This window comes from Rhizobium sp. BK181, from assembly GCF_014193305.1.
GTDB lineage: Bacteria > Pseudomonadota > Alphaproteobacteria > Rhizobiales > Rhizobiaceae > Rhizobium.
Window position 1 is genome coordinate 67,032 of the sequence record NZ_JACHZA010000003.1, and the last position, 14,193, is coordinate 81,224.

The window sequence follows — 14,193 nt, forward strand, 5'->3', positions numbered from 1 at the left end:
GGCGAGTTATTCATGAACGATGATGTCTCGAAGAGAAGACTTGGTCGCGGCTTAGCTGCATTGATTGGCGAGATGGACCAGCCGATTCCGGTTGATACTGCAAAGCCGGGAGTCAACGCCGATCGTATGGTTCCGATCGAATTCGTCAGCCGGAACCCGCGCAACCCTCGGCGTTTCTTTGATGATGGCCAACTGCATGAACTCGCGAGTTCTATCCGCCAACACGGCATTGTCCAGCCGGTCGTAGTTCGCACGCTTGCAAGCAATCAGTTCGAGATCATCGCTGGCGAAAGACGGTGGCGGGCGGCGCAACTGGCCGGTCTCGTCGAAATCCCCGTGATCGTGCGCGACGTCGATGATAAAACCGCGCTCGAGATCGCGATTGTTGAGAACGTGCAGCGCTCCGACCTCAATCCGCTGGAAGAGGCGCTAGGCTATGATCAGCTGATGGCTGAATATGGTTATACGCAGAATGATCTCGGCGAAATTATCGGCAAGAGCCGTAGTCATGTTGCGAACTCGCTGCGTCTCCTGAAGTTACCGGAGCCGGTTCGCGATCTGTTGGCTGCGGGCAGCCTCTCGGCCGGCCACGCCCGAGCGTTGGTGCCGACCTCTGACCCGACCGCCCTCGCCCGCACGATCGTCGCAAAGGGCATGTCAGTGCGCGACGCTGAACGACTGGCTCAGAACGATATTAAGGCTCAATCCGAGCCAAGGGCTCCAGGGCACCAGAAGGATCAGAAGGATTCGGACACGCTCGCATTAGAGCGGACATTGTCGGATGCACTCGGCCTCGATGTGATGATCAATCACAAAGCGAGCGGAGGACAAATTCGAATTTCCTATAAGTCATTGGAACAATTAGAAGAAATCTGCAGACTTTTGGAGCGTCGCTAAGTAGTTATCGACGTGCCGACTGTAATGTCGTTGAAAGCAGCGTTTGGAGAGCGATGCTGTCTTCCAGGGTTGCACGCTTGCGGGTTTGTAGAATTGCAGCCTGCAGGCGATTTGCCTCCCGCGCCAAGGCCTCAGCGGACCAGGTTCGGAGCGCCTGTTCGATGATTGGCTTTCGTCGAAAGTGAAGATGGCGGCCTAACGTCTGCATGACCTGCGCAGCCGGCAATCGCTTCTCGTCCATCTCCGTCTTCATCGCGTCAAGCAGTTGAAATTGCTTTAGGCAGGCCTGAATAACAAGGAACACGGCGGTCTTGGAGGATATAATCTTCTGCATCGCGTGCAGAAAACTTGCTGGATTGCCGTTCAGCACCGCATCGACGGCATCATCTACCGATATTGCGCTAGCGTCGCCAATGATCTCTGTAACGTGGTGTTCTTCGATCGTCGGTTTTCCGCGGCAATAGAGTGCGAGCTTTCGCAGTTCATTGCGCGAGGCAATACGATCTCCCCCAATGAGCTCCAGCAAAACTTGCCGCGCGGCCGGCGTGATGCCGATCCCAGCGCTGGAGAGTTCGCTGTCTATCAGACTGTTTAGCGCACGGGTGTCGTCTGCGTAACAAGGGATTGCCACCACATTGCGCGCCGCTTCGGTTGCCTTTCGCAGTAGGGATCCTTTCTTCAGATCCCCAGCTTCGACGATCACGTACGTGGCTTCGGGCATGTTGATTGACAAGGCCTGGAGAGAGTCGACCAGATATTTCTCGTTCGCCGCTCCGCGTATCCAGATAAGTTTGTCCCCGCCGAAGAGGCCGATTGCCCCTGCCTCGTCCAGAAGACGGCCTTGATCCCGCTGCAAATCGGAGATGTCGAGCTTTATCAGGGAGAAGGGATCGTCAAGCGAAACTCCGGTCTTGCCCGCGAGCAGTGTCGCACGCTCAGAGACGAGGCCGCGGTCTGGTCCGTAGATGACGAATAGGCGGTAGTTGCGGGCGGATCGCTCAAGAAAGCCTTCAAATTCGTGCGATTTGATTTCCACCACGCTCCGGCTCCTCAGCGGCCGAGCGCCGCCGCAATATCTGCACCAACGAACTCGGCTGCCTGCCGCGCGGCACGATTTTCGGCATCACGAATGGCGCGCTGCTTCGCAAACTCCTGACCCGGAAAATCAAGCAGGGCTGTCGCATAGCGGTTGCCAGCCTTTATAACATGGCCGTCCTTCGTCGACTTCAGGGTATAGTCGACGCTAACCGTTGCACGGCCAGCCAGCGACTCATCCGACGACGCGACGAGCAATGTGCTAATGATGTTCGAACGCACGCTCAATTCCACCTTGTAGTCGGGGTTCTCAGGCTCGCCGGCGCCGCGCGACGCGATAAAGATCAGCCGGTTGCGAACCTCCTGACCGACACGGCTGCTCGCTTCTGAGAAACCGACTGACGAGAGCTTGCCGGAGACGCCCGAGCTTTCGGAATAAAGGGGCCGAACTTGGCAGGATGCGAGAAAGGCCGTGGACGCAAGGATTGCGGCAATACCGGTGCCACGCACCAGCTTAAAAGCGATATCAAACGACAATGTTCACAATCCTTTGCGGAACCACAATGATCTTCTTGGGCGTCTGACCGCTCAGAGCCCTCTTAACGTCGTCTAATGCTAGTACGGCCTCGGTAACGGCATTCTGATCTGCGTCGCGTGAAATTGTCAATTCGGCGCGCTTCTTACCGTTGATTTGAACTGGCAAAACCACATCGTTTTCAACGACGAGGGCGGCATCGTAATGCGGCCAATCGGTGTGTGCCAGCAAACCATCGTTGCCGAGCGCTGCCCAGCATTCTTCGGCCAGGTGGGGCGTCATCGGCGCTACCAGCTGGATAAGGATCTGCGCAGCGTCACGTACGGCGGCGCGATAGGCCAAATCGCCCTCGCCGGCAGCAACTTTGGTCAGAGGCGATGCTAGCGCATTGACCAGTTCGTAGATCCGCGCGACAGCCTTGTTGAACCAGAGACGATCATAATCGTTTTCAACGGCCTTGAGTGTCTTGTGAGCGATCTGCGAGATCGCTTGCCCTTCGCCATCCTTAGCCGGAGTCGCAGCTACATTCTTCAGAGCGTCCGCTGCTTCGGCGATCAGTCGCCACAACCGCTGGGTAAATCGGTGAGCGCCCTCGACGCCCGCTTCCGACCAGATGACATCCCGTTCCGGCGGCGAGTCCGAGAGGACGAAGAAGCGGGCAGTGTCGGCGCCGTAAGACGCGATGATATCGTCCGGATCAACGACATTCTTCTTCGACTTCGACATCTTCTCGATCGACCCGATCGCGATTTCTTCCCCGCCGGAGAGGTGATAGGCGCGGCGTTTGCCGTCGAGCTCTTCAATGCGAATGTCGGCGGGCGCGACCCACTCGCGGCTCATTCCCGAGCCGCGGCTGTATGTTTCGTGCACGACCATACCCTGCGTAAAGAGACCCTTGAACGGCTCCCTGGCGTCGACGTGACCCGTCTCGCGCATCGCCCGGGTGAAGAAACGCGAGTAGAGCAGATGCAGGATGGCGTGCTCGATGCCGCCAATATATTGATCGACCGGGAGCCATCGATTGGCAGCGCTGACGTCGGTCGGCTTGTCCTCCCAGGGGGCGGTGAAGCGCGTGAAATACCAGCTCGAATCGACAAAGGTATCCATCGTGTCGGTTTCACGCCGCGCATCCTTGCCGCACTGCGGGCAGCCGACATGCCGCCACGTCGGATGACGGTCGAGCGGATTACCGGGCTGATCGAAGGTAACGTCCTCAGGCAACTTTACCGGCAGATCCGTCTTCGGAACGGGAACGACACCACAGTCATCGCAATGGATGACCGGTATCGGGCAGCCCCAATAGCGCTGGCGTGAAATGCCCCAATCGCGCAGGCGGAAGTTCACCTTGCGCTCCCCTTGAGGAGCATTACCGAGCGTCATCGATGACAGGCGGTCGGCCACGATCTCGAATGCTTCAGTTGTGTTCTTGCCATCGAGGAAACGCGAATTGATCATCACGCCATCACCGTCATAGGCAACGTCGCCGACGCTGAACGTCGCGGCATCGCCATCTGCGGGCATGACAACCGGAACAACGGGCAGACCGTACTTGCGTGCGAAATCGAGGTCGCGCTGATCGCCGGACGGGCAACCAAAAATCGCTCCAGTGCCATAGTCCATAAGAACGAAGTTCGCGACATAGACAGGTAGTTCCCATGAGGGATCAAGCGGATGCCTTACCCGAATCCCGGTATCGATGCCCTTCTTCTCCGCGGTTTCCAGTGCCGCGAGCGAGGTGCCGGCACGACGGCATTCCTCGCAAAAAGCATCGATAGCCGGATTTTTCGCCGCGGCATCCTTCGCCAGCGGATGGTCGGCCGCTATGGCCAGGAACGAGGCGCCAAACAAAGTGTCCGGTCGAGTCGTATAGACTTCGATCTCGGTTTCTCCGGCCGGCGCCGTCTGCTGGACGATCTCCCAGCGCAGCATCAAGCCCTCGGATCGACCGATCCAATTCTTCTGCATGAGCCGGACCTTTTCAGGCCACTGATCAAGCGTGTCCAGCGCGTCAAGCAGATCCTGACTGAAGTCGGTGATCTTGAAGAACCACTGCGTCAACTCTCGTTGCTCGACCAGCGCACCTGAACGCCAGCCGCGGCCGTCGATCACTTGCTCGTTGGCGAGTACCGTGTTGTCGACCGGGTCCCAATTGACCTTCGACTGCTTGCGATAGACGAGCCCCTTCTCTAGAAAATCCAGGAAGAGATGCTGTTGGTGCTGGTAGTAGGCGACGTCGCAGGTTGCGAACTCGCGGCTCCAGTCCAACGACAGGCCCATCGCCTTCAATTGGGACTTCATGGAGGCAATATTCTGATAGGTCCAGGACGCGGGATGGACGCCCCGCTCCATCGCCGCGTTTTCAGCCGGCATACCAAAAGCGTCCCAGCCCATGGGATGCAGGACATTGTAGCCGCGAGCGCGCTTGTAGCGGGCGACGACATCGCCCATCGCGTAGTTCCGCACATGGCCCATGTGGATGCGACCGGAGGGATACGGAAACATCTCGAGGACGTAATACTTCTCGCGCGGGTCGCTGTTGTCGGTCTCGAAGACCTTCGCCTCGTTCCATTTCTGCTGCCAGCGAGGTTCGGCATCGCGCGGGTTATAACGTTCGGTAGCCATGGTATTCGTATTTCCAGAAAATCAGGGGAAGTTGGTGGTGACCTTCACCATGAAACCGCGGTAGCGTCAAGTTTTGTGGGCACCGTAGGCGCCGGATCTCGGTCTTCCGGCCACGATTTCAAGCATGTGGGCCTTGGCAAGCACAGCCCGGGCGTTTAGTGCATGGCCATCTTCTCACGCGACATCTCGAGGCGAACGATGGAACTAGAAGAGCGATTGAACGATGTACGCTCGCGTATTGCTGCAGCCGAGCTGCAAGGCAGACGACCGGATGGGTCGGTCCAGCTGGTTGCCGTCTCGAAGACATTCGGCGCAGACGCGATTCGCCCAGCGCTCGAGGCTGGGCAGCGAATATTCGGAGAGAACCGGGTCCAGGAAAGTCAGGGAAAATGGCCTGACCTGAAAGCTGAGATACCCGGCATCGAACTCCATCTGATCGGACCCCTGCAGTCGAACAAGGCAGCGGAAGCAGTGGCGCTGTTTGATGTCATCGAAACTGTTGATCGTGAGAAAATTGCCCGCGTACTTGCCGATGAGATGAAGCGTCAGGCGAAGACCCCCCGCCTCTACGTTCAGGTGAATACCGGGCTTGAGCCGCAGAAGGCGGGAATCGCACCCAAAGAGACGATGCAGTTTGTTGGTTTTTGCCGCGACGAGCTCGGCCTCGCCATTGAGGGATTGATGTGCATTCCGCCAGCCGACGAAAATCCGGGCCCGCATTTCGCTTTGCTGGCGCAGCTCGCGAAGGCTGGCGGCGTCGAGAAATTATCGATGGGAATGTCCGGGGACTATGAAACGGCGATCGCCTTTGGGGCGACCAGCGTCCGCGTGGGGTCCGCGATTTTCGGCGCCCGCTGATACGCTGCTTTCGTCGGGCTTCCTCTCCTGCCCAGCCTCTCCTAGATTGCTAAGGTAACTTGCATATCCTGGGGAGGAGCAGATGCAGGGTGGCTATCAGCGAACCTATGCCAGATGGAAGGACGATCCCGAGGCCTTCTGGCAGGAGGCGGCGGCGCAAATTGACTGGTTCAAAGAGCCGGAGCTGACGTTCTCACGGGAGGGCGGTCCATATGGCCGTTGGTTCCCCGGGGGCGAAACCAATACTTGCTATAATTGCCTGGATCGCCATGTTCGGGCAGGTCGCGGCGGCGACACCGCATTCATCTACGACAGCCCCGTCAGCGGTGCGAAGACCATCTTTACCTATGGCGAAGTTCTCGCCGAAGTGAGCGCGATCGCCGCGACGCTGCGCGAACGGGGGATTGGGAAGGGCGACCGCGTTATCATCTACATGCCGATGGTGCCGCAAGCAGTCTTCTCCATGCTTGCATGCGCGCGCATCGGCGCTGTTCATTCCGTCGTGTTTGGTGGCTTTGCCGCAAACGAGCTTGCCGCGCGCATCGACGATTCGGGAGCGAAACTAATCGTGACCGCAAGTTGCGGGCTCGAGCCGGGGCGGGTGGTACCCTACAAGCCTCTGGTCGATCAAGCGATTGCCATCGCCAAGTCACAACCAGCGCATTGTCTTGTCCTGCAAAGACCGCAGCTCGCGGCAGATTTGGTCGATGGTCGTGATGAGGATTTCGAGGCTGCTGTTGCGAGAAACCGTGGAGTGAAGGTGGAATGCGTTTCCCTCGGCGCTACGGACGAACTCTATATTCTCTACACATCGGGCACGACGGGCCAGCCTAAGGGCGTTGTGCGCGACAACGGTGGTCACATGGTCGCCCTTAACTGGTCGATGCGGAACATCTTCGGCATCCGGCAGGGTGAAGTCTTCTGGGCTGCCTCCGATATCGGTTGGGTTGTGGGGCATTCGTACATCGTCTATGCGCCGCTGCTGGCAGGCGCCACCAGCGTGATCTTTGAAGGAAAGCCGGTGGGCACACCCGATGCCGGCGCCTTCTGGCGGATCGCTTCGGAGCATGACGTTCGCGTTCTCTTCACCGCCCCCACCGCCTTCCGCGCCATTCGCCGCGAAGATAGCGAGGGTGTTCACCTCAAGGCGTATTCCATGCCGAATTTCAGGGCCCTGTTTCTGGCGGGAGAGCGCGCTGATCCGGAGACATTGAAGTGGGCCGAGCGTATGCTCGATGTTCCTGTGATCGATCATTGGTGGCAGACCGAAACCGGATGGCCGATGGTGGCGAATCCGCTCGGCCTTGAGGTGTTGCCGGTAAAGCATGGCTCCCCATCGGTACCCATGCCCGGATACAGCATCCACGTTCTCGATGACGCAGGCCACCCGGTTGCGCCGGGGATACTTGGCAATGTGGTTGTCCAGCTCCCCCTGCCCCCAGGTTGTCTGCCCACTTTGTGGAATGCGGATGCGCGCTTTCACTCAGCTTATCTGGCCGAATTTCCCGGTTATTACAAAACGGCGGATGCCGGGTATGTGGATGAGGATGGCTACCTCTTCATCATGTCTCGCACCGACGACATCATCAACTGTGCAGGTCACCGTCTATCAACGGGCGCAATGGAAGAGGTTTGTGCTACGCATCCGGATGTCGCCGAATGCGCGGTGGTCGGAATTGCCGACCAGTTGAAGGGGCAGGTGCCCTGCGGTTTCCTTGTCCTCAAAAAGAATGTTTCACGGGAAACATCGGCGATCGAATCGGAGGTCGTTCAGCTCATCCGGGACGCGATCGGCCCGGTGGCTGCTTTCAAAACGGCGATAACCGTCGACCGCCTTCCCAAGACCCGCTCTGGCAAGATCCTGCGCGGCACGATGCAGAAGATCGCCGATGGTGTGCCGTGGAAAATGCCGGCGACGATCGACGACCCGGCAATTCTCGAGGAGATCGGTGAAGCGTTGCGCAAGCGCGGCTTCGGCTCGCTGCCGATGTAGATACAAAGTAAAAAGGCCCCGCTACGCAGGGCCTTCTAAATCACTCATCAAAACAATCAGTACTGATCGTCTTCGTCCTCATCCTTCGGAGAGGACTTCAGCGACTTGAGTTTTGCGAAGACGGCATCGGCGTCGATTTCCTTCTCCTCTTCGCGATCATGGCTCGTCAGACGTTCGGTTTCATGCGCCGACTGCAGGGTCGCGCCAAGCTCGGCCGCCGTCGGCAGCGGACGGCCCTTCGCTGCCTTTTCGACTTCCATGTCGAGATCGATTTGGCTGCAGAGACCAAGTGTCACCGGGTCCATCGGCGCGAGATTTGCGGAGTTCCAGTGTGTGCGCTCGCGAATCTGTTCGATTGTCGACTTTGTGGTACCGACCAGCCGTGAAATCTGCGCATCCTTGAGTTCCGGATGGTTGCGCACCAGCCAGAGAATGGCGTTCGGACGATCCTGGCGCTTCGAAACCGGTGTGTAGCGCGGACCGCGACGCTTGGATTCGGGAACGCGAACCTTGGGCTCGGAGAGCTTCAGCTTATGCGCCGGATTCTTTTCCGCGCGGGCGATTTCGTCGCGTGAAAGCTGACCGGTTGCAATCGGATCGAGACCCTTGATGCCTTGCGCAGCTTCGCCATCGGCAATTGCCTTCACTTCGAGCGGATGCAGTCTGCAAAACTGAGCGATCTGGTCGAATGACAGGGCTGTGTTGTCGACGAGCCAGATGGCAGTCGCCTTCGGCATGAGCAATTGTTGAGCCATGGATATAGTCCTTCTGTCGTCCGCGCCGGTGTCGCGGTCCGTGGATTGTCACCACTATGTCCGGGAAATATGGCGCTATATAACCGCAGTGACGCAGAATTGCAATTGATCACGAATGAAATGACCTTTGTCTAATTGCCGGGCAAATGCGACCTGCTATGAATGCCTAGAGCCAAGCCGGACTGCTTCGTTCCGTCCGGTGTCCGAGTGAGGAGGAGTTCCATGTCCGAAAAGATCTACCCGGTGCAAAAACCGGTGAAGAACCATGCGCTTATCGATAGAGCCAAGTACGAACAATGGTACGAGGAAAGCGTCGAGAACCCTGACAAATTCTGGGGCAAGCATGGCAAGCGGATCGATTGGTTCAAGCCCTACACGAAGGTCAAGAACACGTCCTTTACTGGCAGGGTCTCGATCAAGTGGTTCGAGGACGGGCAGACGAACGTTTCGTACAACTGCATCGATCGGCACCTGAAGACCAACGGCAATCAGACGGCAATCATCTTCGAGGGCGACAACCCGTACGTCGACAAGAAGATCACTTACAACGAGCTTTACGAGCATGTTTGCCGCATGGCGAACGTGATGAAGAAGCACGGCGTCAAGAAGGGTGATCGCGTCACGATCTACATGCCGATGATCCCGGAGGCGGCCTACGCGATGCTCGCCTGCGCACGCATCGGCGCAGTCCATTCGGTGGTGTTCGGCGGCTTCTCCCCGGAAGCACTGGCCGGTCGTATCGTCGATTGCGAATCCACCTTCGTGGTCACCTGCGACGAAGGCGTCCGCGGCGGCAAACCTGTTCCGCTGAAGGACAATACCGACACGGCCATTCACATTGCCGCCCGCCAACATGTCATCGTCGACAAGGTGCTCGTGGTGCGCCGTACCGGCGGCAAGACCGGCTGGGCGCCGGGCCGCGACCTCTGGTACCATCAGGAAATCGCCACGGTTAAGCCGGAGTGCCCGCCGGTGAAGATGAGGGCGGAGGATCCGCTATTCATCCTCTACACCTCCGGCTCGACGGGAAAGCCAAAGGGCGTATTGCATACGACCGGCGGCTATCTCGTCTACGCGGCAATGACCCATGAGTATGTCTTCGACTACCATCCGGGCGATATCTACTGGTGCACCGCCGACGTCGGCTGGGTCACCGGTCATTCCTACATCGTCTACGGTCCGCTTGCGAACTGCGCGACGACGCTGATGTTCGAGGGGGTGCCGAATTTTCCGGACCAGGGTCGGTTCTGGGAGGTTATCGACAAGCACAAGGTCAACATCTTCTACACGGCGCCGACGGCGATCCGGTCGCTGATGGGGGCTGGCGATCACTTCGTCACCCGCTCGTCGCGCTCTAGCCTGCGTTTGCTCGGAACAGTCGGCGAGCCGATCAATCCGGAAGCGTGGGAATGGTATTACAATGTCGTTGGCGACAAGCGTTGCCCTGTCATCGATACCTGGTGGCAGACGGAAACGGGCGGTCACATGATCACGCCGCTTCCGGGCGCGACCGACCTGAAGCCGGGGTCCGCGACGATGCCGTTCTTCGGCGTGAAGCCGCAGCTGGTCGATAATGAAGGCAATGTACTCGAGGGTGCCGCCGACGGAAACCTCTGCATTACCGATAGCTGGCCGGGTCAGATGCGGACCGTCTACGGCGATCACGAGCGCTTCATCCAGACATACTTCTCGACCTACAAGGGCAAGTACTTCACCGGCGACGGCTGCCGACGGGATGAGGACGGCTACTACTGGATCACCGGTCGCGTCGATGACGTGCTGAATGTTTCAGGCCACCGCCTCGGTACCGCCGAAGTCGAATCCGCGCTCGTTTCGCACAACCTTGTCTCGGAGGCGGCTGTCGTGGGGTACCCGCATCCGATCAAGGGTCAGGGCATCTATTGCTACGTCACGCTGATGGCCGGCAACGAAGGTTCGGACGATTTGCGCCAGCAACTGGTCAAGCATGTCCGCAGCGAAATCGGCCCGATCGCTGCACCTGACAAGATACAGTTTGCCCCGGGTCTTCCGAAAACGCGTTCGGGCAAGATCATGCGCCGTATCCTGCGCAAGATCGCCGAAGATGACTTCGGCTCTCTCGGCGATACCTCGACGCTTGCCGATCCCGCGGTCGTCGATGACCTCATCGCCAACCGCCAGAACAAGGCGACCGCATAAAGAAGGAAGCCGCTCCGAGCAATCGGGGCGGCTTCAATTCGCTGCGGCGCAGGTTTCTCGTGGTTTTCGGCCGCCGTTGTAGGTCCGCACGATCCCTTCTTCCAGCAGGTCCTGAGCCGGATTCCTGCCATCTGAAAGGGTGACGTTCGCCAGGATGCGGCCGAAATACTTGTCGCCCGCGATCTGCGTTAGCTGGATTTCCGATGATCCCGATGTCAGGGTTTCGAGGGCATGGCGCGCGTCGATCCCCGCGCGTCTTGTTTCAGCGCAGCTAGAGTGCATTTCGGGCGCGTCGATTCCGCGGATCCGGACATACACTTCCATTGTCTGCTGCGGCCAAGGACGCGCTTCGACCAGCAGCGTGTCGCCATCGATCACCCTCAGGATTTCCGCCGAAACAGGCCCTTCTATTTCGTCGCGAGCAACGGCCGTTACAGGGGTCGCAACAAGGGCAAGTGCAACGAGGGGAGCAATCTTTCTCATAAAAGGAATAAATTCCGATCATGAGGGAAAGTCAATAGGAATATTTACTTAGAAATCGATCGCCCTGCCATTGATTTCCCAATCTCCAAAACGCGAGGGATCTGCGCCGCCGCGACCACCTATCTCTGCAGGCATTTCTACCGGCTTCTCGTTTCGGCGCCGCTCTTCGGCCTCGGCAAGCGCGCGCTTGGCAGCCGGTGATAGCAACTTCCGAGGAGCCTCGGCAGCCTCAGTCGCCAGGGTTTCGTCGTTGTCGTTGTCTGCTGGCTGCATCATGCGATTCCGCCTGAAAAACATTGAAAATGGCTGGTGAATGACCAAATCATAGAACGCCAACGCCGCAATTGAAACCCTGTGGCTTTATGCGGTCCGCTCAGGGGCACTTTGGAGATAGCGATGAATCTTGTCCGTACTGCCATGTTGCTCGCCTTCATGACCGCATTGTTCATGGCCGTCGGCTTCCTAATTGGCGGGCGTGGCGGCATGATGATCGCGTTCGTGATCGCCGCCGGAATGAACTTCTTTTCCTACTGGAATTCCGACCGGATGGTGCTGTCGGCTTATCACGCCCAGGAGATCGACGAGCACAATGCGCCGGAGTTTTTCACGATCATAAGGGATTTGGCGCGCAATGCTGGCTTGCCGATGCCGAAGGTCTACCTCTACGACAGCCCACAACCAAACGCCTTCGCGACAGGTCGTAATCCGGAAAACGCTGCCGTTGCCGCGTCCACTGGGCTACTGAGTGCGTTGACGCCCCAGGAAGTCGCCGGCGTGATGGCGCACGAACTGGCGCACGTGCAGAATCGTGACACCTTGACGATGACCATCACGGCGACGCTTGCCGGCGCGATTTCCATGCTGGGAAATTTTGCGTTTTTCTTCAGTGGCAACCGAGAAAACAACAACAATCCGCTCGGTTTCGTAGGGGTGTTGCTGGCGATGATCGTGGCGCCGCTTGCTGCAATGATGGTGCATATGGCCATCAGCCGGACGCGCGAATACTCGGCCGATCGCCGTGGTGCAGAGATTTGTGGTAATCCGCTGTGGCTTGCATCGGCACTTGGCAAGATCGCACGTGGCGCCTCGCAGGTGCCGAACTACGATGCCGAGCGCAATCCGGCAACCGCCCACATGTTCATCATCAATCCGCTGACCGGTGCTGGGATGGATAATTTGTTCTCCACGCACCCGAACACGGAAAACCGGATCGCAGCGCTGCAGGAAATGGCGCGCGGTGGCATGAATATCTCGACGCCGCCGGTTCGCGCTGATAATCCGATGCGCAAATCGCGTTCGGTTCCGAATACCGGTATTGATCGCGGTGGTTCACAACCGCCAAAAGGTCCGTGGTCTTGAATTCTGACGGCAAGAAAAAGCCATTTCGCAAACCAAAGTCTTCCAATTCGGGCTCTGTCGCTGCTCCGGCAAAGCCCGGATTGCAGGTTCGCGCTGCCGCGGCCAAGATCCTGGCGGCCGTCGTCGACCGGAAGCTTTCGCTTGACGGTGCCTTGGACAATGAACATGGCAATCCGGCGTATAGGGCTCTGAATGAGGGTGACCGAGCCCTCGTCCGCGCCATTCTCAATGCGACGCTGCGCCATTTGCCGCGGATCGACGCCGCAATCGCCGGCTTGCTTGAGTCACCCCTTCCGGAAGGCGCGCGGGCCCTGCATCACGTTCTTGCGATTGCCGCCGCGCAAATTCTCTACCTTGATGTGCCGGATCACGCTGCGGTCGACCTCGCCGTCGAGCAATCAAATCAGGACCCCCGGAATCGCCGTTTTGCAAAGCTGGTGAATGCCGTTCTGCGCCGTCTTGGACGCGAGAAAGACCAGATCTTTGCCGAGATCAACTCCATTCCAGTAATGCCAGAATGGTTTCTCGACCGGCTTGAGAAGGCCTACGGCAAGGAAAGGGCGCGATCGATCTCTGACTCGCAGCTGGAGCCGGCGGCTATCGATCTTACGGTCAAGGATGACGCGCAGGGATGGGCGGAACGTCTGGGCGGCCTCGTGCTGCCGACCGGTGGTGTCCGGCTGGCTGCCTTCGAGGGTGGCGTCCCCTCACTGGAAGGATTTGCGGAAGGCGCGTGGTGGGTTCAGGACGCAGCAGCCAGCATTCCCGCCCAGTTGTTTGGCGACTTGGCGAGCAAGCGCGTTGCCGATTTATGCGCAGCTCCCGGCGGTAAGACAGCCCAGCTGATCCTTGCCGGAGGCAACGTTACTGCGGTCGAACAGTCCGAAAACCGCATCAAGCGACTGCGAGGGAATCTCGATCGGCTTGGATTGAATGCCGAGACTGTTGCCAGCGACCTCACCAAATACGAGCCGGCGGAGCTTTTCGACGCCATACTGCTCGATGCGCCCTGCTCATCGACGGGAACGACGCGTCGCCATCCCGATGTTCTCTGGGCCAAGGGACCTGATGACATAGCGAAACTTGCAAGTCTTCAGGAACGTCTGCTGCGGCACGCGATAACCTTGTTGAAGCCGGGCGGGACGATCGTCTTTTCCAATTGCTCGCTTGATCCGGCCGAGGGCGAAGAGGTAGCCGCCCGCGTACTTTCCGACACACCGATGCTTGAGCGTGTCGCCATTGATGCCCAGCAATGGCCGGGCCTGGAGTCTGCCATCAATGCCCTTGGAGAATTCCGCACCACACCCGACATGCTCGAAGCTCCCTCCGGTTTTGCGAGCGGACTTGACGGTTTCTACGCCGTCATGATGCGCCGTGTTGCCTGATTGAAAGGCAACTGGCATAGTTGAGCACCTGTCATAATTTGATACGTAAGTGTCACTGATTCCGGGCTTATTCACTTATTCTTAACGACGCGG

At 58.5% G+C, this 14,193-nt stretch carries 12 protein-coding genes; 6 read left to right on the forward strand and 6 right to left on the reverse strand.

The window, feature by feature from the left end:
- Positions 1-12: 12 nt before the first annotated feature.
- Entirely contained in the window at positions 13-897 is an 885-nt protein-coding gene (locus FHT77_RS10295; RefSeq protein WP_183754908.1) for a ParB/RepB/Spo0J family partition protein, read from the forward strand.
- Positions 898-901: 4 nt separating this feature from the next.
- Here FHT77_RS10295 and holA read toward each other — a convergent pair whose 3' ends face one another.
- The 3 genes from holA to leuS are packed head-to-tail and all read right to left on the reverse strand — an operon-like array spanning position 902 to position 5,089.
- Positions 902-1,936 (reverse strand): DNA polymerase III subunit delta, encoded by a 1,035-nt coding sequence (holA, locus tag FHT77_RS10300; RefSeq protein ID WP_183754910.1) that lies wholly within the window; start codon positions 1,934-1,936, stop codon positions 902-904.
- Positions 1,937-1,947: 11 nt separating this feature from the next.
- Positions 1,948-2,469: an LPS assembly lipoprotein LptE gene (lptE, locus tag FHT77_RS10305; RefSeq protein WP_183754912.1), complete on the reverse strand. Its 522-nt coding sequence runs from the start codon at positions 2,467-2,469 to the stop codon at positions 1,948-1,950.
- Complete coding sequence (gene leuS / locus FHT77_RS10310; RefSeq protein ID WP_183754914.1) at positions 2,459-5,089, reverse strand: leucine--tRNA ligase; 2,631 nt, start codon at positions 5,087-5,089, stop codon at positions 2,459-2,461. The genes lptE and leuS overlap by 11 nt, the downstream gene beginning before the upstream one ends.
- 198 nt (positions 5,090-5,287) lie before the next feature.
- Between leuS and FHT77_RS10315 the strand changes: the two genes are divergently transcribed.
- Positions 5,288-5,947: a YggS family pyridoxal phosphate-dependent enzyme gene (locus FHT77_RS10315; protein WP_183754916.1), complete on the forward strand. Its 660-nt coding sequence runs from the start codon at positions 5,288-5,290 to the stop codon at positions 5,945-5,947.
- Between the two features lie 82 nt (positions 5,948-6,029).
- On the forward strand, positions 6,030-7,940 hold the full coding sequence (locus tag FHT77_RS10320) for a propionyl-CoA synthetase (protein ID WP_183754918.1): 1,911 nt from the start codon (positions 6,030-6,032) through the stop codon (positions 7,938-7,940).
- Between the two features lie 56 nt (positions 7,941-7,996).
- On the opposite strand, the gene FHT77_RS10325 is transcribed toward FHT77_RS10320, so the two are convergent.
- Entirely contained in the window at positions 7,997-8,695 is a 699-nt protein-coding gene (locus tag FHT77_RS10325; RefSeq protein ID WP_016556837.1) for a DUF1013 domain-containing protein, read from the reverse strand.
- A gap of 222 nt (positions 8,696-8,917) precedes the next feature.
- Here FHT77_RS10325 and acs point away from each other — a divergent pair, with 222 nt between their 5' ends.
- A complete protein-coding gene (gene acs, locus FHT77_RS10330) occupies positions 8,918-10,873 on the forward strand; it encodes an acetate--CoA ligase (protein WP_183754920.1) in 1,956 nt (651 codons plus the stop codon).
- 33 nt (positions 10,874-10,906) lie between these two features.
- On the opposite strand, the gene FHT77_RS31220 is transcribed toward acs, so the two are convergent.
- Both FHT77_RS31220 and FHT77_RS10340 read right to left on the reverse strand, forming a co-directional pair.
- Positions 10,907-11,251 (reverse strand): thermonuclease family protein, encoded by a 345-nt coding sequence (locus FHT77_RS31220; protein ID WP_312859739.1) that lies wholly within the window; start codon positions 11,249-11,251, stop codon positions 10,907-10,909.
- 153 nt (positions 11,252-11,404) lie between these two features.
- On the reverse strand, positions 11,405-11,629 hold the full coding sequence (locus FHT77_RS10340; RefSeq protein ID WP_183755320.1) for a DUF1674 domain-containing protein: 225 nt from the start codon (positions 11,627-11,629) through the stop codon (positions 11,405-11,407).
- A gap of 123 nt (positions 11,630-11,752) precedes the next feature.
- On the opposite strand from FHT77_RS10340, the gene htpX reads away from it, so the two are divergent.
- On the forward strand, positions 11,753-12,715 hold the full coding sequence (gene htpX, locus FHT77_RS10345; RefSeq protein WP_183754923.1) for a zinc metalloprotease HtpX: 963 nt from the start codon (positions 11,753-11,755) through the stop codon (positions 12,713-12,715).
- Positions 12,706-14,100: an RsmB/NOP family class I SAM-dependent RNA methyltransferase gene (locus FHT77_RS10350; protein ID WP_183754925.1), complete on the forward strand. Its 1,395-nt coding sequence runs from the start codon at positions 12,706-12,708 to the stop codon at positions 14,098-14,100. The genes htpX and FHT77_RS10350 overlap by 10 nt, the downstream gene beginning before the upstream one ends.
- Positions 14,101-14,193 lie beyond the last annotated feature (93 nt).

Bases quoted from the DNA above. Each gene is read 5' to 3' on its own strand.
- FHT77_RS10295 (WP_183754908.1), top strand. From the start codon at position 13: ATGAACGATGATGTCTCGAAGAGAAGACTTGGTCGCGGCTTAGCTGCA.
- leuS (WP_183754914.1), bottom strand. From the start codon at position 5,089: ATGGCTACCGAACGTTATAACCCGCGCGATGCCGAACCTCGCTGGCAG.
- FHT77_RS10315 (WP_183754916.1), top strand. From the start codon at position 5,288: ATGGAACTAGAAGAGCGATTGAACGATGTACGCTCGCGTATTGCTGCA.
- FHT77_RS10320 (WP_183754918.1), top strand. From the start codon at position 6,030: ATGCAGGGTGGCTATCAGCGAACCTATGCCAGATGGAAGGACGATCCC.
- FHT77_RS10325 (WP_016556837.1), bottom strand. From the start codon at position 8,695: ATGGCTCAACAATTGCTCATGCCGAAGGCGACTGCCATCTGGCTCGTC.
- acs (WP_183754920.1), top strand. From the start codon at position 8,918: ATGTCCGAAAAGATCTACCCGGTGCAAAAACCGGTGAAGAACCATGCG.
- FHT77_RS10340 (WP_183755320.1), bottom strand. From the start codon at position 11,629: ATGCAGCCAGCAGACAACGACAACGACGAAACCCTGGCGACTGAGGCT.
- htpX (WP_183754923.1), top strand. From the start codon at position 11,753: ATGAATCTTGTCCGTACTGCCATGTTGCTCGCCTTCATGACCGCATTG.